Here is a 20,246-nt window from a genome sequence, read left to right as displayed (position 1 = left end):
CCGGGCACAAACGAGGCTCATCCTACGACCGGCTACCGTGACGACCTCCGCCCGACCTCTGCAGGGAGACCCATGTCGTTCGTGCCCGAGCCCGAGTCCGCAGCCGCGAGCACCGCCGTCCCCGCGTCGGCGCGCCCGCTCCCTGCACCCGCGACCCGCACCTCCGTCGCCACGGACGTGGCGCTCGTCGCCACCGGCGCGGCCTTCGTCGCCGTGTGCGCGCTCGGCTCGATCACGGTGCCGAACCTCGCCGTGCCGATCACCCTGCAGACGTTCGGCGTCATGCTCGTCGGGGCGGTGCTCGGCGCGCGCCGCGGGGCGCTGGCCGTGCTGCTGTACCTCGCCGTCGGGCTCGCAGGCCTTCCGGTCTTCGCGCAGGGCACCGGGGGGCTGGGTGTCCTGGGCAAGCCGTCCCTCGGCTACCTGCTGGCCTTCCCGCTCGCCGCGGCGCTCGCCGGGTTCCTGGTCCACCGCACCCACGGTTTGCGTCCCGCCCTGCGCCCGATCGCCGTCTTCGGCTCGCTCATGACGGCGTCGCTCCTGGTCATCCACCCCCTGGGGATCACCGTCATGGGGGCCCGTCTCGGCATGTCGGCCGGCGAGGCCGTCGCCGCGGGCGCCGTCTTCCTCCCCGGTGACCTGATCAAGAACGCGTTGGCCGCCGTCGTCGCGACGGCGGTCTTCCGCGCGTTCCCCGACCTGGCGCGCCGGCACTGATCACCACCACGCCGACGACGACGCGGCGGCGCCCGGCCACGCCGAGGCCGCAGCCGTGATCGAGCTCGTCGACGCGACCGTCACCGCGTACGGCCCGCCGGACGGCCGCGGTCGCGCGAGCGTCGTGACCCTCCTGCACCCGACGACGTGCACGCTCGGCGAGCGGCGGATCGCCGTCGTCGGCGCGAACGGCTCGGGGAAGTCCACGCTCGCGCGCCTCCTCAACGGGCTGGTGCGTCCGTCGGCCGGCACGGTCACCGTGGACGGCCTGGACACCGTGCGGGACGGTGCGCAGGTCCGGCGCCGCGTCGGGTTCTGCTTCACCGACCCCGACGCCCAGCTCGTCCTCCCGACGCCGCTGGAGGACGTCGCGCTGTCCCTGCGACGCCTCGACCTCGCCCCGGCGGACCGGACGCGCCGCGCGCGGGAGATCCTCGCCCGCTTCGGCCTGGCCGACCGCGCCGAGGTCCCGGTGCACGCGCTCTCCGGTGGCCAGAAGCAGCTCCTCGCCCTCGCGGGGGTGCTGGCGACCGAGCCGACCGTCCTCGTCTGCGACGAGCCGACGACCCTGCTGGACCTGCGGTGGAAGCGCGTGGTCGACCAGCTCCTGGACGGTCTGGACCAGCAGGTCGTGCAGGTGACCCATGACCTCGACGCGGCCGCGCGTGCGGACCGCGTCCTGGTCGTCGACGACGGCCGCGTGGTCCACGACGGCGACCCGCGCACGGGGGTCGAGCGCTACGTGAGCCTCATGACGTCCGGGTCCGGGCGATGAGGGCGACGAGGGCGCGCGGCGGCCACCTGCGTCCGCCGTGGGCCGGGCCGCTCGGGCTGTACCACGCGGGCGACACGGTCCTGCACCGGGCGTCACCGGCCGCGAAGGCGGCGGGGCTCGCCGTCCTCGGGCTGGCGGTCGTCGCCCTGGCCGGACCGGTGAGCGCCGTGGCGCTCCTGCTCCTCGCTCTGGCGGCGGCGGCACTGGGGCGGCTGCCGGTCGCGCCGACGGCGCGGGCGCTGCTGCCCGTGCTCGTCACCGCCGCGGTCGTCGCCGCCTACCAGCTCTGGCAGCGCGGACCGGCGACCGCCGTCGAGGTGGGTCTGGACCTGGTGAGCCTCGTCCTCGCCGCCACCGTCGTCACGGCGACGACCCGCGCGGACCGCATGCTCGACGCCCTGACGCGCGCCCTGCGACCGCTGCGCCGGCTCGGGGTCCGGCCCGACCTCGTCGCGCTCGCGCTCGGCCTCATGATCCGCACGGTCCCGGAGCTGGCCCGCTCGGCCGCCGAGGTGCGGGACGCAGCACGGGCCCGGGGCCTGGACCGGGAGCCGCGAGCGCTGCTCGTCCCCGCCGCGCTCCGCGCCGTCGGGCGTGCCCGGGTCACGGGCGACGCACTGGCCGCCCGCGGTCTCGCCGACTGAGGGCCTCGCCGGCCCCTCGCCGCGGGACGACCGTCGCGGCCGGCGCCGACGGACCGCCTCCCCGCGCCCCGATCGCCAGGTCGCCCTAGTTTGTGCTCATGACCTTCAACGAGGGCGGGCAGTTCGAGGGCGGCCGCGTCAGGACCCGTCGCGGCGGAGCGGTGGCAGGCGGCGGCATCGGCATCGGTGCGATCGCCGCCTTCCTCATCTACCAGTTCACCGGCGTCGACCTGTCCCCCGTCCTCAGCGGCGCGGGCGGCGGGGGCGGCACGTCCCAGGAGCAGGAGGGGACCGTCGCGGACTGCACCGCCGAGGAGGCGAACGCGGACCGGGAGTGCCGGCTGAGCGCGACCGTCCAGTCCCTCGACGCGTACTGGGTCGGCGTCTTCGACGCCTCGCAGAGCCAGTTCGTCCAGCCCGAGGTGTACTCGTTCACCGGCGGCACGTCGACCGGCTGCGGGCAGGCGTCCTCGTCGACCGGGCCGTTCTACTGCCCGCCGGACCAGGGCATCTACATGGACCTGGGCTTCTTCGACCTGCTGCAGAGCCGGTTCGGCGCCTCGGGCGGCCCGCTCGCCGAGATGTACGTCACGGCGCACGAGTACGGGCACCACATCCAGAACATCACCGGCGTCATGGAGCGCGCCGACCGCGGCGGCTCGGGCGCGGAGTCCGACTCCGTCCGCGTCGAGCTCCAGGCCGACTGCTACGCGGGCATGTGGGCGGGATCGGCGGCGACCACGGTCGACCCGGACACGGGCACGACGTTCCTCGAGCCCATCACGGAGGCGCAGCTGGCCGACGCGCTGTCCGCGGCCGCCGCCGTCGGCGACGACCACATCCAGGAGCAGTCCGGCGGCTCCGTCGACCCGCACACGTGGACCCACGGGTCGAGCGAGCAGCGCCAGCGGTGGTTCATGACCGGGTACACCGAAGGCACCCCGCAGGCCTGCGACACGTTCGCCGCAGCAGAGCTCTGAGGTCGCGGAGCCCTGAGGTCGCGGAGCTCGGAGGTCGCGGCGCGCCCACGGACGACGACGGGGCGGGAGCTCTGCCCCCGCCCCGTCCGTACGTCCGCGACGACCTCAGATGTTGAAACCGAGCGCTCGCAGCTGCTCACGACCGTCGGGCGTGATCTTGTCCGGTCCCCACGGCGGCATCCAGACCCAGTTGATCCGGAAGCCGTCGACGAGGCCGTCCAGGGCCTGCGCGGACTGGTCCTCGATGACGTCGGTCAGCGGGCAGGCCGCGGACGTCAGCGTCATGTCGACGACCGCGTGGTTGTTCGGGTCGACGCTCACCCCGTAGACGAGGCCGAGGTCGACGACGTTGATCCCCAGCTCCGGGTCGATGACGTCGCGCAGGGCCTCCTCGACGTCGGCAGCCGTCGTCGGGCTGGTCACTGACTCGCTCATCGCTCCTCCTCCTTCGTCGTCGCCGCACCGGACTGGGCGAGCGCGTCGCGCAGGGCCGCCCAGCCGAGCAGGGCGCACTTGATCCGCGCCGGGTACTTCGCCACACCGGTGAAGGCCGTGGCGTCACCGAGCCGGTCCTCAGCGTCCTCGTCCAGACCCTCGCCGCGCGACTGCATGAGCGCGCGGAACGTCTCACCGAGCTGCTCGACGTCGGGCACCGTCGCGCCGGTCACCAGCTCCGACATCACCGACACCGACGCCTGCGAGATCGAGCAGCCCTGGCCCTCCCAGCTGACCCGCTCCAGCGCCGGCGCGCCGGCGTCCTGGGCGAGGTGCACCCGCAGCCGCACCTCGTCGCCGCACGTCGGGTTGACCTGGAACGACTCGGCGGCATGGCCCTCGGCGAGGCCCCGGCCGTGCGGGTCCTTGGCGTGGTCCAGGATCAGCTGCTGGTACAGCTGCTCCATCGAGCTCATCGCGTCCCCTCCCGGTCCAGACCGAAGAAGGGTCGCACGCGGGCCAGGGCGTCGGCGAACGCCGCGATCTCCTCTGCCGTCGTGTAGACGGCGGCCGACGCGCGGGCGGACGCCGCCGCGCCGAGCCGCCGGTGCAGCGGCTGCGCGCAGTGGTGCCCCACCCGCACGGCCACGCCGGCGTCGTCGAGCACCTGGCCGACGTCGTGCGCGTGCACGCCCTCGACGACGAACGACGCGAGAGCGAGGCGGTCCTGCGTGTCAGCCGGCCCGAGCAGCCGGACACCGGGGACGGACGCGACCGCGTCGAGCAGCAGACGGGTCATCTCCGCCTCGTGGGCCGCGACGGCGTCCATCCCGAGCTCGCGCAGGTACCGCGCGGCGGCGCCCATCCCGACGGCCTGGGCGACCATCTGCGAGCCCGCCTCGAAGCGCTGCGGCGGCGGCGCGTAGGTGGTGGTCTCCATGGTGACGACCTCCACCATGGACCCACCCGTGAGCACGGGAGGCATCGCCTCGAGCAGCTCCCGACGGCCGTAGAGCGCGCCCACGCCGGTCGGCCCCAGCATCTTGTGCCCCGAGAAGGCGGCGAAGTCGACACCCAGCGCGTGGAGGTCCACGGGCAGGTGCGGGACGCTCTGGCAGGAGTCGAGGACGGTCAGCGCGCCGACCTCGCGCGCTCGTGCCACCACCGTGGCGACGTCGGTGATCGCGCCGGTCACGTTCGAGGCGTGCGAGAACGCGACGACGCGCGTGCGGCCGGTCACCACGGTCGCGAGGTCCTCCAGCCGGAGCCGGCCGTCGTCGTGGACGCCGATCCAGCGGAGCGTGGCACCGGTCCGGGCGCACAGCTCCTGCCACGGGACGATGTTCGCGTGGTGCTCCGCCTCGGTGACCACGACCTCGTCGCCGGCACCCAGGGCGAAGCGACGCGCCGCGGCGCCGCCGCGACCGACAGACGCGTTCGACATCGCGTACGCGACGACGTTGACCGCCGCGGTGGCGTTGGCGGTCCACACCAGCTCGCCGTCGTCCACCCCGACGAGCTGCGCGACCTCGTGCCGCGCCTGCTCGTAGGCCTCCGTGGCCTCCTCGGCGAGCTGGTGCGCACCCCGGTGCACGGCCGCGTTGCGCTGCAGGTAGAAGTCCTGCTCGGCGTCCAGGACGACGTCCGGCTTCTGCGAGGTCGCGGCCGAGTCGAGGTACACCAGCGGCCGCCCGTCCCGGACCGTGCGGCTCAGGATCGGGAAGTCGGCACGGACGGCCGCGAGCTCCGTGGTGCTGAGCACCGACGCGGTGCCCGCGACCGCGGGCTCCACGCCCGCGCCGGGCTCGGTGGTGGCGGTCATCGTGCTCCCCTCCGAACGGTTCGGGTCGTGGCTCAGGCGGACGCCCCGATGTAGCGGTCGTAGCCCTCGGACTCGAGGCGCTCGGCGAGCTCGGGGCCGCCCTCCTCGGCGATCCGCCCGTCCACGAAGACGTGGACGAAGTCGGGCTGGATGTAGCGCAGGATGCGCGTGTAGTGCGTGATGAGCAGGACGCCGGTGTCGCCGGTGGACCGCACGCGGTTCACGCCCTCCGAGACCACGCGCAGGGCGTCGACGTCCAGGCCGGAGTCGGTCTCGTCGAGGATCGCGATCCGGGGCTTGAGCAGCTCCATCTGCAGGATCTCGTGGCGCTTCTTCTCACCGCCGGAGAAGCCCTCGTTGACGTTGCGCTCGGCGAACGTCGGGTCCATGCGGAGCTGCTCCATGGCGCCGCGCACGTCCTTGACCCACGTCCGCAGGGCCGGGGCCTTGCCGTCGATCGCGGTCTTGGCGGTCCGCAGGAAGTTCGAGACGCTGACGCCCGGCACCTCGACCGGGTACTGCATCGCGAGGAACATCCCGGCGCGCGCCCGCTCGTCGACGCTCATCGCCAGCACGTCCTCGCCGTCGAGCAGGACGGTGCCGCTGGTGATCTGGTACTTGGGGTGGCCGGCGAGCGAGTAGGCCAGCGTCGACTTGCCGGAGCCGTTGGGCCCCATGATGGCGTGGGTCTCGCCGCTGCGGACGGTGAGGTCGACGCCGCGGAGGATGGGCTTGGCGCCCTCCTTCGTCTCGACGCTGACGTGCAGGTCCTTGATCTCGAGCGTGGTCATCAGGGTCTCCTCAGGCGTTCACGGTGGTGTCGACGTCCACGAGCACACGGTCGCCGTCGACGGTCAGGGGGTACACGGGGATGGGGCGCGTCGCGGGCAGCGCGAGCGGCTGCCCGGTGCGCAGGTCGAAGGTCGAGCCGTGGAGCCAGCACTCGATCGTGCAGTCCTCCACGTCGCCGTCGGACAGTGCGACCTGGCCGTGCGAGCACACGTCCGAGATGGCGTGCCACTCGCCGCTGCTGTCGCGCACGACGGCGACCTCCACGGGTCCCGACTCGCCCTCGAGCTCCACGCGGAGCGCGGAGCCGGGGGCGACGTCGTCGACCATGCAGGCGAGCTGAGCGGTCATGCGGTCACCGGGTCCTGCGCGGCGGCTCCGTCCAGCGTGCTCATGCTCCGGCTCAGCTCGGTCTCGATCGCGCCGATGAGGCGCTCCTCCAGGTCCGGGACGCCGACCTGGTGGACGAGCTCGGCGAAGAACCCGCGCACGACCAGACGTCGGGCGTCCTCCTCGGGGATGCCGCGGGCGCGCAGGTAGAACAGCTGCTCGTCGTCGAAGCGCCCCGTCGCGGAGGCGTGACCCGCCCCCTCGATCTCGCCCGTCTCGATCTCGAGGTTCGGGACCGAGTCCGCCCGGGCGCCGTCGGTGAGCACGAGGTTGCGGTTGAGCTCGTAGGTGTCGGTGCCCTCGGCGGCCGCGCGGATGAGCACGTCCCCGACCCACACGGTGTGCGCACCGGCGCCCTGGAGCGCGCCCTTGTACGTGACGCGCGACATGCACCGCGGCACCGCATGGTCCACGAACAGGCGGTGCTCCTGGTGCTGCCCGTCGTCGGCGAAGTACAGGCCGAGCATCTCGACCGAGGCGCCCTCGGCCGTGAACACGGCGTCCGGGGTCACGCGCACGACGTCGCCGCCGAGCGTGACCACGACGTGCTTGACGACGGCGTCGCGGCCCAGACGCAGGCGGTGCGCGGCCGCGTGGACCGCGCCGTCCGCCCAGTCCTGGATCGAGACGACCGTCAGGTGCGCACCGTCCTCCGCGACGACCTCGAGCGTCTCCGACAGCGTCGCGGACCCGATGTGGTCCAGGACCACGACAGCCTCGCTGAGCGGCTTCGCGTGCACGAGCACGTGGACCGCCGACGCCTCCGGCGCACCGTTGGCGGACGGCGGTCCCTCGACGCGGATGCTCACCGGTGCGGACGCCTGGGCCTGGGCCGGCACGGTGACGACCGTGGCCTCGCGGAACGACGCCCACGCCGTGGCGGCGGTCCGGTCGCCCGGCTTGCCCGCCGTCCCGAGCCGCTCGTCGTCACGGCCGACGATCTCGACCGTCACCTCCGGCGGGTTGACGACCGTCACGCGGGTGCTCGTGCCGGTGAGACCCTGGCCGGTGCTGTCGAAGAGCGGCGCCAGCCGGTCGACCGGGCTGAAGCGCCACTCCTCCTCGCGCCCGCTCGGCACGTCGAAGTCCGCGAGGTCGAACGAGGTGAGCCGGGCGGCGCGGGAGGCGGCGGGGACGGTCCCGGCGCCGTGCCCGTGCGCACCGTCGGCGACGGCGCGGCTGTGGTCGGTGGACAGGTCGGTGGTCATCGTCGAGGTGCTCCGTGGGGGTTCGTGGGCGCCGGCAGGCCGGTGCCCGGTGCGTGCGGGACGAGGGGCGACGTCAGCCGACGGAGCCCTCCATCTGCAGCTCGATGAGGCGGTTGAGCTCGAGGGCGTACTCCATGGGCAGCTCCCGCGCGATCGGCTCCACGAAGCCGCGCACGATCATCGCCATCGCCTCGGTCTCCTCCATGCCGCGCGACATGAGGTAGAAGAGCTGGTCCTCGCTCACGCGCGACACCGTCGCCTCGTGACCCATCGACACGTCGTCCTCGCGGACGTCGACGTAGGGGTAGGTGTCCGAGCGCGAGATCTGGTCCACGAGCAGGGCGTCGCACAGCACGTTCGACGCCGACTTCTCGGCGCCCTCGAGCACCTGGACGAGCCCTCGGTAGGAGGTGCGGCCACCGCCGCGCGCGACCGACTTGGAGACGATCGACGACGACGTGTGCGGCGCCGCGTGCACCATCTTGGCGCCCGCGTCCTGGTGCTGGCCCGCGCCGGCGAACGCGATCGACAGCGTCTCGCCCCGGGCGTGCTCGCCCATGAGGTAGATCGCCGGGTACTTCATCGTGACCTTCGAGCCGATGTTGCCGTCGACCCACTCCATCGTCGCGCCCTCGTGGGCGACGGCCCGCTTGGTGACGAGGTTGTACACGTTGTTCGACCAGTTCTGGATGGTCGTGTAGCGCACCCGGGCGTTCTTCTTGACGATGATCTCGACGACCGCGGAGTGCAGCGAGTCGCTGGAGTAGATCGGCGCGGTGCAGCCCTCGACGTAGTGCACGTAGGAGCCCTCGTCCGCGATGATCAGCGTCCGCTCGAACTGGCCCATGTTCTCCGTGTTGATCCGGAAGTAGGCCTGCAGCGGGATCTCCACGTGCACGCCCGGGGGGACGTACACGAAGGAGCCGCCCGACCAGACCGCCGTGTTCAGCGCGGCGAACTTGTTGTCGCCGGACGGGATCACGGAGCCGAAGTACTGCTGGAAGATCTCGGGGTGCTCGCGCAGGCCCGTGTCCGTGTCGAGGAAGATGACGCCCTGCTGCTCCAGGTCCTCACGGATCTGGTGGTAGACGACCTCGGACTCGTACTGGGCCGCGACGCCGGCCACCAGGCGCTGCTTCTCCGCCTCGGGGATGCCGAGACGGTCGTAGGTGTTCTTGATCTCCTCGGGCAGCTCGTCCCAGCTGGTCGCCTGCTTCTCGGTGGACCGCACGAAGTACTTGATGTTGTCGAAGTCGATGCCGGTGAGGTCCGAGCCCCAGGTGGGCATCGGCTTCTTGCCGAAGAGGCGCAGCGCCTTGAGGCGCGTCTTGAGCATCCACTCCGGCTCGTCCTTCAGCGCGGAGATGTTCCGGACGACGTCCTCGGAGAGCCCACGCTGCGCGGACATGCCGGCGGCGTCGGAGTCGTGCCAGCCGTAGCTGTAGCTGCCGATCGAGTCGATGATCTCCTGGTCGGTGGTCATCGGTTCGGTGGGTGCGCTCATCGTGTTCCCTCCACGGTCCCCGCGGTCGCGGGACGGTCGGTCGTTGCTCGGACGAGTGGTGCTGTGGGGATGTGGGTCGTGCAGACGTGCCCGCCGGACGCGAGCGTGGACAGCCGCTGGACGTGGACGTCCAGCAGCTCGGAGAAGACCTGGGTCTCGGCCTCGCAGAACTCGGGGAACTGGGCCGCGACGTCCTGGATCGGGCAGTGCCCCTGGCACAGCTGGACGGCCGTGCCGTGCGGGACCGGGCGGGCGCTGGACGCGTAGCCGTCGGTCGCGAGCGCGTCGGCGAGCGCAGCCACCCGGTCCTCGGTGGCCGGGCCCGCGCGGCGGACGACCTCGGCGTGCCGTCGCCGGAGCTGCTCGGCGCGGGCCCGCGCGAAGCCGACGACGGCCTCCCGGCCGGCGGTCTCCCCGAGGAAGGACAGCGCCTGCGCGGCGAGGTCGGCGTAGGCGCTGCTCAACGACGCCTGGCCGCGCTCGGTCGCGACGTACCGCCGCGCAGGGCGGCCGCGCCCGGACGTGCCGACGGCGGAGCGGTGCACCGCGATGCGACCGTGCTCCTCGAGGGCGGCGACGTGCCGGCGCACCCCCGCAGCGGTCAGGCCCACGCTCGCGGCGAGGTCGTGCACGGACACCGGCCCGGACTGCACCACGAGACGGAGCACGCGGTCGCGGGTGCCCCGGTCGGCCGCCTCACGCTCGGGCACGCCGGGGAGAGCGGGAGCGTCGAACCGCGTGGTGCTCGGCAACATCCACCTCCTGGGGCACGTCCTACGTCCGGACCTCACCCCACCCGGACTGCCGGGCGGGCACGGGCAGCATCCTGCCCGCGATTAAGGCAACATCGTCGTTGCTGAATTCGTTCCCCGCAACGAAGGTGCACCTCACCCGCCGCGGCCGGTGCACCGAGGCGGAACCGGTCCGCCGGAGCCCGGACCTAGACTGCGTGACCGTGCCTGCAGCCCCGACCGGACCGGTGACCACCGGACGCACCGTCGCCCCGGAGGCCGCCGTCGTGGTCTCCGGACTGGTGAAGCGCTACGGCCGCAGCGAGGCGGTCGCCGGCCTGGACCTGCACGCCCCCGCCGGACGGCTCACCGCGCTCCTCGGACCCAACGGCGCCGGCAAGACCACCACCGTCGAGTGCTGCGAGGGCCTGCGGCGCCCCGACGGCGGCACCGTCCGGGTGCTCGGGCTGGACCCCGTCGACGACGCCGCGCTGCTGCGGCCCCGCGTCGGCGTGATGCTCCAGGACGGCGGCCTGCCGACGACGGTGCCGGCCGGCGAGGTGCTCCGCCACGTCGCCGCGATGTACCGCACGCCCCGGGACACCGGGGAGCTGTCCGCGCGCCTGGGCCTCGAGGCGTTCGCCCGCACGCAGGTCCGCCGGCTGTCGGGTGGCCAGCGCCAACGCCTCGCCCTGGCGTGCGCGGTCGTCGGGCGCCCCGACGTCGTCTTCCTCGACGAGCCCAGCGCCGGCCTGGACCCGCAGGCGCGGCTGGCCGTCTGGGAGCTCGTCCGCGAGCTGCGGGACGCCGGCACGTCGATCGTCCTCACGACGCACCAGATGACCGAGGCCGAGACGCTGGCGGACCACGTCGTCGTGGTCGACGGTGGCCGTGCCGTCGCCGCCGGGACGCCGGCGGAGCTCGTCGGGGACGGGACCGGTCAGACCACGCTGCGGGTGTCCCTCGCGGCCGGTGACGAGTCCGACGACGACGCCGCCGCGGACCTGGCGCGCTGGCTCACCGCCGCCGGTGTCGGCGAGGCGCACGTCGCCGCCGGCGAGGACGGGCGGCTCGAGGTCCACAGCGCCGTCGACCCCGCCCTGGTCCACCACGTCACCGGCTGGGCGATGTCCCGCGGCCGGCTCGTCACCGGCCTGGACGCGGGCCGCCGCACGCTCGAGGACGTCTTCCTCGACCTGACGGGACGGAGCCTGCGATGACGACGACCGACCCGACCACGACGACCCAGGCCGCCGCACCCGCGGCACAGCGGGTGCTGGCCCAGGCGGCCTTCGAGATGCGCACGGTCCTGCGCAACGGGGAGCAGCTCGTCATCACGCTCGTCCTCCCCGTCCTGCTGCTCGTGGTCCTCACGCGGACGACGTTCGTGGACCTGGGGACCACGGACCGCATCGGCCTCGTCGCTCCCGGGGTCCTCGCCCTCGCCGTCATGTCGACGGCGTTCACCTCGCAGGCCATCGCGACCGGCTTCGACCGCCGCAACGGCGTCCTGCGGCTGCTCGCCACGACGCCGCTGGGGCGCAGCGGGCTCCTGGCCGGGAAGGTCCTCGGGATCGTCGCCGTCGAGGCGCTCCAGGTGGTGGTCCTGGCGGGCGTCGCGCTGGCTCTCGGCTGGCAGCCGGAGGTCGCAGGGCTGCCGGGCGCTGCGCTGGCGCTCGTGCTCGGCACTGCGGCGTTCACGGCGCTCGCCCTCCTCGTGGCGGGCACGCTGCGCGCCGAGGCGGTCCTCGCAGTGGCGAACCTCCTGTGGGTGCTCCTCCTCGCCGGCGGTGCGGTCGTCCTCCCCGCCGCGCTGCTGCCCGGACCGCTGCAGGCGCTGGCCCCGCTGCTGCCCTCCGGCGCCCTCGGCGAGGCCATGCGGGCGACGCTCGACGGCGGCGTGCTCCCGCTGCTCCCGGTGCTCGTGCTCGCCGGCTGGACGGTCGTCCTCGGTGCCGCGACGGCGCGCTGGTTCCGCTGGGCGGCGTGACCTCCGTCACCGGCCGCGCGGCCCGTCTGCAGAGGCGCTGAGGAGCGCGCCCGACGACCGCCGTAGGCCCGATACCGTGGTGACGTGAGCTCGTCTCCCCCCGCCGCCGGGCCGGCCCTCACGCCCGCCCCCGCGCGCCGCCTCGTGCCGTCCCACCGCTGGGCGCGCCGGGTCCTGTGGGCCAACCTCGTCGCGCAGATCGGGATCGTCGTCACCGGCGGCGCCGTGCGGCTCACCGGGTCCGGCCTCGGCTGCTCCACCTGGCCGCAGTGCGAGCCGGGCCGGTTCGCGCCGCAGCTCCACGAGGCCACGTCGTGGCACCCGTACATCGAGTTCGGCAACCGCACCCTCACGGGCGTCCTCGCCGTCCTCGCGGTCCTCACGGCGTGGACGGTCGTCCGGCAGCGCGAACGCAGCCGCGGGTTCCGCCTGCTCGGCGCGGTCCCCCTGCTCGGCACCGTCGTGCAGGCGGTCGTGGGAGGCCTCACCGTCCTGCTGGACCTGCACCCAGGATGGGTCGGGCTCCACTTCGTGCTGTCGATGCTGCTGGTCGCCGCGTCCCGTGCCCTGCTCGTGCGGCACGCGGAAGGCGACGGTCCCCCGCGACAGCTCGTGGAGGCGCGCACGCGCACCGTGAGCCGCCTGCTCGTGCCGCTGGGCGCCGTCGTCGTCGTGCTCGGCGTCATCACCACCGGGGCCGGTCCGCACTCCGGTGACGCGGACACCCCCTACCGCCTCGCGCTGGACCCGGCGACGGTCTCCCGCGTCCACGCCCTCTCGGTGTGGGCGTACGTGGTCGGCGTCGTGGCCCTCGTCGCCCTGACGCGTCGCGTCACCGCCGGCCGTGTCCGCACGGTCGCACGGCGACTCCTCGTCGTCACGCTCGCCCAGGGGCTCGTCGGGTACGTGCAGTACTTCACCGGCCTCCCCGAGGTCCTCGTCGGGGCGCACATGCTCGGCGCCGGCCTGCTCGTGGCCGTGCAGACGAACCAGTACCTCAGCCTCCGGCAGCGCGACGTCGTCGTCCGGTCCGCCCCGGCAGCCCCTGCCGCGCCCGTCCCCACCCTGCCTGACCGCCTCCCCCGAGCGGAGGCGCGACCGTCGGGCCGCCGGGGCGTCAGGGCAGGACGGGGGCGTCCGCCGGACGCAGGTCCGCCCACCCGCGGGCCCGCGCCGCGGCCGCCGCGAGCACGCCGATGACCGTGGACGGGTTGTGCAGGTGCCCGCCCAGGACGGCGGTGACCGCGTCGTCGAGCGGCATCCACAGCGTCGGCATCCCGTGCTCCTCCGCCTCCCTGCTGTGACGGTCCTCCTCCGGGACGGGCGTGAGGTCGCGAGCGAGGAAGACCCGCAGCGCCTCGTCGCTCCCGCCGGGGCTGCTGCGGTAGTCCACGAGCGTCCACCACCGCGCTGCGACGAGGTCGGCCTCCTCGGCCAGCTCCCGTGCTGCGGCGCGCTGGAGCGGCTCGCCGGGGACGTCGAGCAACCCGGCGGGCGGCTCCCACAGCTCCTGACGGACCGGGTGCCGGTACTGGCGCAGCAGCAGGACGCGGTCCTGCTCGTCGAGCGCGATCACGGAGACCGCGCCCGGGTGGCGCACGTACTCGCGCCGCACCGTCCCCGCGTCACCGAGGTGAACCGTGTCCCGGACGACGTCCCAGATCATCCCGCCGTGCAGGAGCTCGGAGGCGACCACGTCCCGCGGGGCGGCGACGTCCGCGGGAGGCGCGACGTCGCGCGCGACGCCGTCCGGGGTCCCGGGGTGCGTCACCGCGCGGGACGCTGCTCGAGCGCCGCCGAGACGAGCCCCGCGAAGAGCGGGTGCGCCCGCGTCGGCCGCGACCGGAACTCCGGGTGCGCCTGCGTCGCCACGTAGTAGGGGTGCACGTCGCGGGGCAGCTCGACGAACTCCACGAGGCCCAGCTCCGGGGAGACGCCCGACACCACCAGGCCGGCCTCCTCCAGGTCGCCGCGGTAGGCGTTGTTGACCTCGTAGCGGTGGCGGTGCCGCTCGGTGACCCGCTCGCTGCCGTACGCCTGCGCGACGACGGACCCGGGCGTCAGCGTCGCGTCGTAGGCACCCAGGCGCATGGTGCCGCCGAGGTCCCCGTCGCCCTCGACGATCGCCTTCTGCTCCGCCATCGTGGCGACCACCGGGTGCGGCGTCGCGGCGTCGAACTCCGACGACGACGCGCCGGCGAGGCCCAGGACCGTGCGGGCGTACTCCATGACCATCACCTGGAGGCCGAGGCAGATGCCCAGGGTCGGGACGCGGTTCGTGCGAGCCCAGGTCAGCGCGCCGATCTTCCCCTCGACCCCCCGGACGCCGAACCCGCCGGGGACCAGCACGGCGTCCACGCCCCCGAGCGCGCGCTGGGCGCCGTCGGGGGTGTCGCAGTCGTCGGACGCGACCCAGCGGATGCGCACCCGGGCGTCGTTCGCGAAGCCTCCCGCGCGCAGCGCCTCCGACACGGACAGGTAGGCGTCCGGCAGGTCGATGTACTTGCCGACGAGCGCGACCTCGACCTCGTGGGCCGGGTGGTGCACGGCGTGCATCACCTGGTCCCACCCCTCCCAGTCGACGTCCCGGAACGGCAGGTCCAGGCGGCGCACGACGTAGGCGTCCAGGCCCTCGGAGTGCAGCACGCGCGGGATGTCGTAGATGCTCCGCGCGTCCGCAGCGGTGACGACGGCCTCGTTGTCGACGTCGCACATGAGCGCGATCTTGCGCTTCGTCGACTCGGGCAGGTCGCGGTCCGCGCGCAGCACGAGGGCGTCGGGCTGGATGCCGATGGACCGCAGCGCCGCCACGGAGTGCTGCGTCGGCTTGGTCTTGAGCTCGCCGCTCGGGCCGATGTAGGGCACCAGCGAGACGTGCAGGAAGAAGACGTTGTCGCGGCCCAGGTCGTGGCGCACCTGCCGGGCGGCCTCGAGGAACGGCAGCGACTCGATGTCGCCCACCGTGCCGCCGATCTCCGTGATGATGACGTCGACCTCGGGGCCGGCCTGGGCGCGCATCCGCGCCTTGATCTCGTCGGTGATGTGCGGGATGACCTGGACGGTGTCACCGAGGTACTCGCCGCGCCGCTCCTTGGCGATGACCGTCGAGTAGATCTGCCCCGTCGTGACGTTCGCCTGCGCCGTGAGGTCGACGTCCAGGAAGCGCTCGTAGTGCCCGATGTCCAGGTCGGTCTCGGCGCCGTCGTGCGTGACGAACACCTCGCCGTGCTGGAACGGGTTCATCGTGCCCGGGTCCACGTTGAGGTAGGGGTCGAGCTTCTGCATGGTGACCCGCAGGCCCCGGGAGCGGAGGAGGCGCCCCAGGCTCGACGCCGTCAGACCCTTCCCCAGCGAGGAGGCGACGCCTCCGGTGACGAAGATGTGCCGGGTCGTCTGGTCCGACCGGCCGGAGAGTCGATGCGCGGCTGCCACGGGCTTCGACTCTACCCGACGGGTCCGTCACCCGGGCGCGCCGACGCGACGCCGTCGTCGTCCGACCCGTACCGGTCGCCGACGGCACCGAGAGCGGCCCCGTAGACCCGCGCGAGCTGGTCCAGGGTCCCGGCGAGGTCGGGCAGCTGCGCCGCCCGCTCCCGGGCGCGCCGGGAGAGGTCCGAGCGTGCCGCCGGGTCCGCGAGGAGGTGGCGGACCGCGTCGGCCAGCGCGCCGGCATCCGGTGCGACGAGCACGGCCGCGTCCTCGGTCACCTCGCGTGTGCCGCCGACGTCGGTCGCGACGACCGCCGCTCCCAGCGCGAGGGCCTCCTGCACGTTCAGGGGCTGGCCCTCCCAGCGCGCGGTGCTCACGACGACGTCGGCGGCTGCCATGAGGTCCGCCACGTCGTCCCGTCTCCCGAGCACCCGTACCGGCAGCCGGTCCGCCGCGACACGGCGCTCGAGCTCGTCCTGCAGCGGCCCGTCGCCCGCGACGAGCCACAGCACCCCCGCGTCCGTGAGCGCTGCGGCTGCGTCCGCGAGGAGGTCGAGACCCTTCTGCGGGGCGAGCCGCGCCACGGTGACCAGCAGCGCGGCGTCGTCGGGCACACCGAGAGCGGCGCGCGTCACGGCGGCCGGGCGCGCCACCGGCTGCGGCGGCGCCGGTACGAGCGCCCGCTCCGCGCGCCGGGCCCCCGCGTGCCGGGAGCGGGCGACGAGGTCCCCCGACACCCCGAGGACGACGTCGGCGCCACGACACACCACCTGCTCGAGGACGGCCGCCACGGCCCGGATGCCGCGGCCCCCGACGGGCAGGTTGTGCAGCGTCACGACGACGGCCGGGCGTCGCCGCGCCCCGTGACGGGACCCGCGGACGGCGAGGACGGCGAGCGCGCCGGCCCGCAACCCGTGCGCGTGCACGACGTCGGCCCGCCGGGACAGGGCTGCGATCCGCCGGACCGACGTCGCGTCGCCGCGTCCCGGCCGGTCCGTGATCTCCACCGGTGCGAACGTGGCCGACGACCCCGCGGGGACGAGCCTGTCCCCGAGCGACGCGGGTCCCGCCACGAGGACCCGCCACCCGCGGTCCGCTCCCCCGGAGGCGACCTGCGCCACGTGACGCGCCACGCCCCCCGCGCTGGAACCCAGCAGCTGCAGGACCCTCACCGGTCCGCCACGATCACGCATCGGTCGATCCTGCCGCACCGCGGCGCAGCACGGCACGCAACGACGAACGGTCCAGCGCGCCCACCGCGACGAGGACGACCGCAGCGGCGACACCCCCCGCCAGCACGCCGGCGCCCATGGCGCCGACGACGCCGACGTCGTCCAGCGTGCCGAGGAGACCGAGCGCCCCCCTGCCGGCCGTCACAGCCAGCGCACCGGCGGCGGCGACGACCACCGCCGTGCGCCCGACCCGGTGCATCGCGGCGCCGCCCGCAGCCCGGGAGACCGCGACGGCGAGGGCCGCCCCGGCCACGACCATGCCGACGGTGTTGGCCGCGCCGAGCCCGACGAGCGTGCCCGTCTGGTCACGGGTGCCGCCGGTGAGGAGCGGCACCAGGACGACGGCCGTGACCGCCACGGTGAGCCACCCGGACGCGGCGGCGACCACGGCGGCTCGGCCCCGCTCCAGCGCGTACAGGGCGCGCGACAGGTGGAACACCAGGGTGAAGCCGACGAGGCCGGGGGCCGTCCACGACAGGCCCGCTGCCATCCCCGTGAACGTGCCGGTCCCGTAGACCGCGAAGAAGCGCTCGACGGCGGGTGCGGCGGCGACGAGCATCGTCGCCCCGAGGACGGCGACGACCAGCAGCACGCGGGTGGTCCCCGCCACCAGCCGTGCGTACCCGACCGTGTCACCCTGCGACGCACGCTCTGCCAGCCGCGGGAACACCGCGGTCGCGACCGGGACGGCGAGCACCGCGTACGGCAGGACGTACACCGCCTGGGAGTACAGCACCACGGACAGCGTGCCGGCGCCGCCGACGGCGTCCCGCGCGCCGAACTGGTTCGCGAGGACGATCGTCGCCACGACGCTCACCTGCTGGGCGAGCAGCGCACCGAGGCCGGCCGCCGCGAGGGAGCGCGCGCGCCGGGCGACGCCGGGAGGGAAGCGGAGGGTCGGCCGCAGCCGCACGCCGGTCCGGCGGACCGGGACGAGCAGGGGCAGGCTCAGCGCCGCCACGCCTGCGGTCGTCCCCCAGCCGAGGAGGCTGATCCCGGCCGGCGGCACAGCGCCCAGGTCGGTCGGGTCGGGCACCAGGCGGCCGAAGGCGAGGTACACCGCGATGACGACGAGGCTGCTCAGCAGCGGCGCGAGCGCCGGACCGAGGAACCGGCGCTGCGCCTGCAGGACGCCGGTGAGCACCACCCCGACGCCGTAGAGCGGCACCTGCGGCGCGAAGACGCGCAGCAGCGCTGCGGCGACGTCGACCTGCGCCCGCGGCGCGTCCCGCAGGAGGAGCTCGGCCAGGGGGTCCGCGAGGAGCGCGAGGAGGACCGCGAGCGGCACGAGCACGACGAGGCACCAGCCGAGGAGGGCCGACGCGATGCGGTCGACCTCGCCCTTCATCGACCGCGCGAGCGGTGCGGCCAGCAGCGGGACGACGGCACCCGCGAGGGCGCCGCCGGCGGCCACCTCGAACAGCACGTTGGGCAGGAGGTTGGCGGTGTTGTAGGCGTCCCCGAGCGCGGTGGCCCCGACCTCACCGGACTGGACCACGGTGCGGCCGAACCCCGCCACGCGGCTCACCACGGTGACGACGGCGATCATCGCGGCCGCCCCGGCGATGCCGCCGGTCAGCGCGCGCGGCGCGAGCGCACGGCGGCTCAGCGTCGGCCCCACGCGTCGATCTCCCGCAGCACCGGGGTGCGGGCGATGACCTCCGTGAAGCTGACCCGCTCGCTGGCCAGCGTGAGGCCCACGGCGGCCGTCAGCAGGGCCAGGCGCCCCGCGCGACCGTTCCCCACGACGGCGCCGACGCCGAGGAGGGCGCCGAGCGCGTTGGCGCCGCCGTCCCCGAGCATGTCGGTCTCGCCGAGGTCACGCGGGAGCGCCGCGGCGGCCGAGCCCAGGACGGCGCCGGCCACGGGAGCGGCCGCACCGCCCAGGAGCGGTGCCCCTGCGAGGGCACCGGCCTTGAGGGCACGACCGGGCCGCAGGTCCAGCAGGTTGAGGAGGTTCGCGGTGGCGGCGACCAGGGCACCCGACACCGCGACGTCCACCGCCCGGGCGACCGGTCCGAGGTCGTCCCGGTCCGGCAGCACCGCCGCCGCGACGAGGGAGGTGGCGCCGATGCCGACGACCTTGAGGCCACCCGTCGTGAGCTCTCCGTGGACCAGCGCTCCGAGGTGCCCGCGCAGACCCTTGCGCGACCGGGACGTGTCCTCGGTGAGGTCGTCGACGAGACCGAAGGCCGCGGCTCCCGCGGCGGCCAGCCCGCAGGCGGCCGCGGTCCGGCGGTCCGGTGCGCCGACGACCGCGGCGGCCACGAGCCCGGCCGCCACCGCCGGCCCCTCGAGCAGGCTCAGCCGCGCGCCCCGGTGGTTGACCCGGGCCCAGCGCGCGTCCTCCGGGTCGACGAGCCGGTCCGCGGCACGGCGCACGCCCCACGTCACCGCCGCCGCGGACAGCGCCGCCGCGACCACGCGGACGGACCCGCCGCCCGCCCGCACGCCGCTCACCCTTCGCCGTCGCCGGTCGACCCGCCGTCGCCCGTCGACGCGCCCTCCGTGGGTGGCTCCTCGACCCCGCCGTCCGGCGCAGCGCCCTCCTCGGCGGGCGCCTGCGGCACGCGCACGACCGGGGGCAGCACGACGCGCGGCGGCATCAGATCGGTCGCGCTCTCACTGGTCCCGTAGTGCCCGACGACGCCGCTGATGCGGGCGGCGAGCGCCAGGGGCACCGCGACCTGGCCGGAGACCCGCTGGACGGACTCGACCGTGCTGACGAGGCCCACCGTCGCGTCGTCGGCACGGAGGCGCTGCACGAGGCTCGGCTCGACGAGGTCCCCACCGGCCACCACGGCGCCCGCGGAGCGGAGCTGGACCGCTGTGCTGATCTGCTGGGCCGCACCCAGGCGGCTCTCGCGCAGCTCGTCCTCCTGCTGCAGGACCTCCGGCTCCACCGTCTCCTGGTCGGCCTGCTCCTGCTCCTGCTCGGCCTGGACCGCGCTCACCGCGGGACCGGCCAGGACGACGACGGCGTCGGCCGGGGCGGTCACGTCCGCCGCGACCTCGATGAGACCGCCCTCGCGCAGCAGCTCCAGGACGACGGCCGCGGACTCGGCCACCGCGTCAGGGTCCTCCGGCCGGGCGGCGGTGAGGCCCTGCGCGAGGGCCTCGGCCAGCTCGGTCCCGGTGCCGGCGTCGTCGGCCGGCCGGGGGTCGAGGTACTCGACGAGCCGCCCGGCCAGCGACTGGCGGAACGCCAGCTCCGCCGGGTCCGTCCAGGCGTCGGTCACCTGCACGGTGGCGGACACGGTCGCGCCTGCCTGCTCGAGCCGGGCGATCACCGCGTCGCGGACCTCGGGCTCGACGTCGGCCACCTGGACCAGCGCGACCCGGCGCTGGCCCATGACCTCGGCGAGGAGGTCCCCGGAGACGTCGTCCAGAGCGGCCTGGCTGCGCGTCAGGTCGGCCTCGGCCTGCTCGAGCTGCTCGCGCAGGTCGGCACGCTCCTCCCGGAGCTGGTCGACCTGGCCGGTGAGGGTGTTGCCGATCGACTCCTCGAGCGGCCCGGCGCCCAGCGCGATCCCCACCGCGAGGGCGAGGAACACGGAGATGAGGGAGACGAGGTGGTAGCGGAAGTCGATCACGGGGTCA

The 20,246-nt window shown here is 74.7% G+C and carries 21 protein-coding genes; 7 read left to right on the top strand and 14 right to left on the bottom strand.

All coding sequences use genetic code 11. The features are described from left to right. Positions 1 to 72 precede the first annotated feature (72 nt). From LG379_RS09040 to LG379_RS09025, 4 genes are all read left to right on the top strand, one after another. The gene (locus LG379_RS09040) at positions 73 to 717 is read left to right on the top strand and encodes a biotin transporter BioY (protein WP_225754229.1); all 645 of its coding nucleotides are present in this window, start codon (positions 73 to 75) and stop codon (positions 715 to 717) included. A gap of 55 nt (positions 718 to 772) precedes the next feature. Continuing rightward, positions 773 to 1,492 (top strand): energy-coupling factor ABC transporter ATP-binding protein, encoded by a 720-nt coding sequence (locus LG379_RS09035; protein WP_225754228.1) that lies wholly within the window; start codon positions 773 to 775, stop codon positions 1,490 to 1,492. Further along, positions 1,489 to 2,136 carry an energy-coupling factor transporter transmembrane protein EcfT gene (locus tag LG379_RS09030; protein ID WP_225754227.1) on the top strand — a complete coding sequence of 216 codons (648 nt, stop codon included), beginning with the start codon at positions 1,489 to 1,491 and terminating at the stop codon, positions 2,134 to 2,136. Before LG379_RS09035 ends, LG379_RS09030 begins: the two co-directional genes overlap by 4 nt. Before the next feature lie 98 nt (positions 2,137 to 2,234). Continuing rightward, complete coding sequence (locus LG379_RS09025) at positions 2,235 to 3,116, top strand: neutral zinc metallopeptidase (RefSeq protein ID WP_225754226.1); 882 nt, start codon at positions 2,235 to 2,237, stop codon at positions 3,114 to 3,116. A gap of 105 nt (positions 3,117 to 3,221) precedes the next feature. On the opposite strand, the gene LG379_RS09020 is transcribed toward LG379_RS09025, so the two are convergent. The 8 genes from LG379_RS09020 to LG379_RS08985 all read right to left on the bottom strand — a co-directional run bounded on the left by LG379_RS09020 (position 3,222) and on the right by LG379_RS08985 (position 10,019). Next, positions 3,222 to 3,551 carry a metal-sulfur cluster assembly factor gene (locus LG379_RS09020; protein WP_225754225.1) on the bottom strand — a complete coding sequence of 110 codons (330 nt, stop codon included), beginning with the start codon at positions 3,549 to 3,551 and terminating at the stop codon, positions 3,222 to 3,224. Then, a complete protein-coding gene (sufU, locus tag LG379_RS09015; RefSeq protein WP_225754224.1) occupies positions 3,548 to 4,027 on the bottom strand; it encodes a Fe-S cluster assembly sulfur transfer protein SufU in 480 nt (159 codons plus the stop codon). Before sufU ends, LG379_RS09020 begins: the two co-directional genes overlap by 4 nt. Beyond that, on the bottom strand, positions 4,024 to 5,373 hold the full coding sequence (locus LG379_RS09010; RefSeq protein WP_225754223.1) for a SufS family cysteine desulfurase: 1,350 nt from the start codon (positions 5,371 to 5,373) through the stop codon (positions 4,024 to 4,026). Before LG379_RS09010 ends, sufU begins: the two co-directional genes overlap by 4 nt. Positions 5,374 to 5,405: 32 nt before the next feature. Beyond that, entirely contained in the window at positions 5,406 to 6,164 is a 759-nt protein-coding gene (gene sufC, locus LG379_RS09005; RefSeq protein ID WP_225754222.1) for a Fe-S cluster assembly ATPase SufC, read from the bottom strand. A 10-nt stretch (positions 6,165 to 6,174) separates the two neighbouring features. Continuing rightward, positions 6,175 to 6,513, bottom strand: a complete 339-nt coding sequence (locus tag LG379_RS09000; protein WP_225754221.1) for a non-heme iron oxygenase ferredoxin subunit — start codon at positions 6,511 to 6,513, stop codon at positions 6,175 to 6,177. Then, positions 6,510 to 7,760, bottom strand: coding sequence for a Fe-S cluster assembly protein SufD (gene sufD / locus LG379_RS08995; protein WP_225754220.1), 1,251 nt, complete (start codon positions 7,758 to 7,760; stop codon positions 6,510 to 6,512). The genes LG379_RS09000 and sufD overlap by 4 nt, the downstream gene beginning before the upstream one ends. A 73-nt stretch (positions 7,761 to 7,833) precedes the next feature. Next, a complete protein-coding gene (gene sufB, locus LG379_RS08990) occupies positions 7,834 to 9,264 on the bottom strand; it encodes a Fe-S cluster assembly protein SufB (RefSeq protein ID WP_225754219.1) in 1,431 nt (476 codons plus the stop codon). Then, positions 9,261 to 10,019 carry a metalloregulator ArsR/SmtB family transcription factor gene (locus LG379_RS08985; protein WP_225754218.1) on the bottom strand — a complete coding sequence of 253 codons (759 nt, stop codon included), beginning with the start codon at positions 10,017 to 10,019 and terminating at the stop codon, positions 9,261 to 9,263. Before LG379_RS08985 ends, sufB begins: the two co-directional genes overlap by 4 nt. A 200-nt stretch (positions 10,020 to 10,219) precedes the next feature. Here LG379_RS08985 and LG379_RS08980 point away from each other — a divergent pair, with 200 nt between their 5' ends. The 3 genes from LG379_RS08980 to LG379_RS08970 all read left to right on the top strand — a co-directional run bounded on the left by LG379_RS08980 (position 10,220) and on the right by LG379_RS08970 (position 13,185). Further along, positions 10,220 to 11,215 carry an ABC transporter ATP-binding protein gene (locus LG379_RS08980; protein ID WP_225754217.1) on the top strand — a complete coding sequence of 332 codons (996 nt, stop codon included), beginning with the start codon at positions 10,220 to 10,222 and terminating at the stop codon, positions 11,213 to 11,215. Further along, positions 11,212 to 11,985 (top strand): ABC transporter permease, encoded by a 774-nt coding sequence (locus tag LG379_RS08975; protein ID WP_225754216.1) that lies wholly within the window; start codon positions 11,212 to 11,214, stop codon positions 11,983 to 11,985. Before LG379_RS08980 ends, LG379_RS08975 begins: the two co-directional genes overlap by 4 nt. Before the next feature lie 84 nt (positions 11,986 to 12,069). Then, entirely contained in the window at positions 12,070 to 13,185 is a 1,116-nt protein-coding gene (locus LG379_RS08970) for a heme A synthase (protein WP_225754215.1), read from the top strand. On the opposite strand, the gene LG379_RS08965 is transcribed toward LG379_RS08970, so the two are convergent. From LG379_RS08965 to LG379_RS08940, 6 genes are read right to left on the bottom strand one after another with little or no spacing between them, the layout of a single operon-like run. Continuing rightward, positions 13,103 to 13,756 (bottom strand): NUDIX hydrolase, encoded by a 654-nt coding sequence (locus tag LG379_RS08965; RefSeq protein WP_225754214.1) that lies wholly within the window; start codon positions 13,754 to 13,756, stop codon positions 13,103 to 13,105. The genes LG379_RS08970 and LG379_RS08965 overlap by 83 nt on opposite strands. Beyond that, positions 13,753 to 15,417 (bottom strand): CTP synthase, encoded by a 1,665-nt coding sequence (locus LG379_RS08960; protein WP_225754213.1) that lies wholly within the window; start codon positions 15,415 to 15,417, stop codon positions 13,753 to 13,755. The genes LG379_RS08965 and LG379_RS08960 overlap by 4 nt, the downstream gene beginning before the upstream one ends. Positions 15,418 to 15,428: 11 nt before the next feature. Beyond that, positions 15,429 to 16,607, bottom strand: a complete 1,179-nt coding sequence (locus LG379_RS08955; protein WP_225754212.1) for a glycosyltransferase family 4 protein — start codon at positions 16,605 to 16,607, stop codon at positions 15,429 to 15,431. Beyond that, a complete protein-coding gene (gene murJ, locus LG379_RS08950; RefSeq protein ID WP_225754211.1) occupies positions 16,600 to 18,267 on the bottom strand; it encodes a murein biosynthesis integral membrane protein MurJ in 1,668 nt (555 codons plus the stop codon). Before murJ ends, LG379_RS08955 begins: the two co-directional genes overlap by 8 nt. Next, on the bottom strand, positions 18,252 to 19,097 hold the full coding sequence (locus LG379_RS08945) for a hypothetical protein (protein ID WP_225754210.1): 846 nt from the start codon (positions 19,095 to 19,097) through the stop codon (positions 18,252 to 18,254). Before LG379_RS08945 ends, murJ begins: the two co-directional genes overlap by 16 nt. A gap of 5 nt (positions 19,098 to 19,102) precedes the next feature. Beyond that, on the bottom strand, positions 19,103 to 20,239 hold the full coding sequence (locus LG379_RS08940) for a copper transporter (RefSeq protein ID WP_225754209.1): 1,137 nt from the start codon (positions 20,237 to 20,239) through the stop codon (positions 19,103 to 19,105). Positions 20,240 to 20,246 lie beyond the last annotated feature (7 nt).

This window comes from Actinotalea sp. Marseille-Q4924 (assembly GCF_916618755.1).
Taxonomy (GTDB): Bacteria; Actinomycetota; Actinomycetes; order Actinomycetales; family Cellulomonadaceae; genus Actinotalea.
This window is presented reverse-complemented; position numbering and strand designations above follow the sequence as displayed.

Excerpts from the sequence above, each read along its gene's own strand:
- LG379_RS09040 (WP_225754229.1), top strand. The coding sequence starts at position 73 with ATGTCGTTCGTGCCCGAGCCCGAGTCCGCAGCCGCGAGCACCGCCGTC.
- LG379_RS09030 (WP_225754227.1), top strand. The coding sequence starts at position 1,489 with ATGAGGGCGACGAGGGCGCGCGGCGGCCACCTGCGTCCGCCGTGGGCC.
- LG379_RS09025 (WP_225754226.1), top strand. The coding sequence starts at position 2,235 with ATGACCTTCAACGAGGGCGGGCAGTTCGAGGGCGGCCGCGTCAGGACC.
- LG379_RS09020 (WP_225754225.1), bottom strand. The coding sequence starts at position 3,551 with ATGAGCGAGTCAGTGACCAGCCCGACGACGGCTGCCGACGTCGAGGAG.
- sufU (WP_225754224.1), bottom strand. The coding sequence starts at position 4,027 with ATGAGCTCGATGGAGCAGCTGTACCAGCAGCTGATCCTGGACCACGCC.
- LG379_RS09010 (WP_225754223.1), bottom strand. The coding sequence starts at position 5,373 with ATGACCGCCACCACCGAGCCCGGCGCGGGCGTGGAGCCCGCGGTCGCG.
- sufC (WP_225754222.1), bottom strand. The coding sequence starts at position 6,164 with ATGACCACGCTCGAGATCAAGGACCTGCACGTCAGCGTCGAGACGAAG.
- LG379_RS09000 (WP_225754221.1), bottom strand. The coding sequence starts at position 6,513 with ATGACCGCTCAGCTCGCCTGCATGGTCGACGACGTCGCCCCCGGCTCC.
- sufD (WP_225754220.1), bottom strand. The coding sequence starts at position 7,760 with ATGACCACCGACCTGTCCACCGACCACAGCCGCGCCGTCGCCGACGGT.
- sufB (WP_225754219.1), bottom strand. The coding sequence starts at position 9,264 with ATGAGCGCACCCACCGAACCGATGACCACCGACCAGGAGATCATCGAC.
- LG379_RS08985 (WP_225754218.1), bottom strand. The coding sequence starts at position 10,019 with ATGTTGCCGAGCACCACGCGGTTCGACGCTCCCGCTCTCCCCGGCGTG.
- LG379_RS08975 (WP_225754216.1), top strand. The coding sequence starts at position 11,212 with ATGACGACGACCGACCCGACCACGACGACCCAGGCCGCCGCACCCGCG.
- LG379_RS08955 (WP_225754212.1), bottom strand. The coding sequence starts at position 16,607 with ATGCGTGATCGTGGCGGACCGGTGAGGGTCCTGCAGCTGCTGGGTTCC.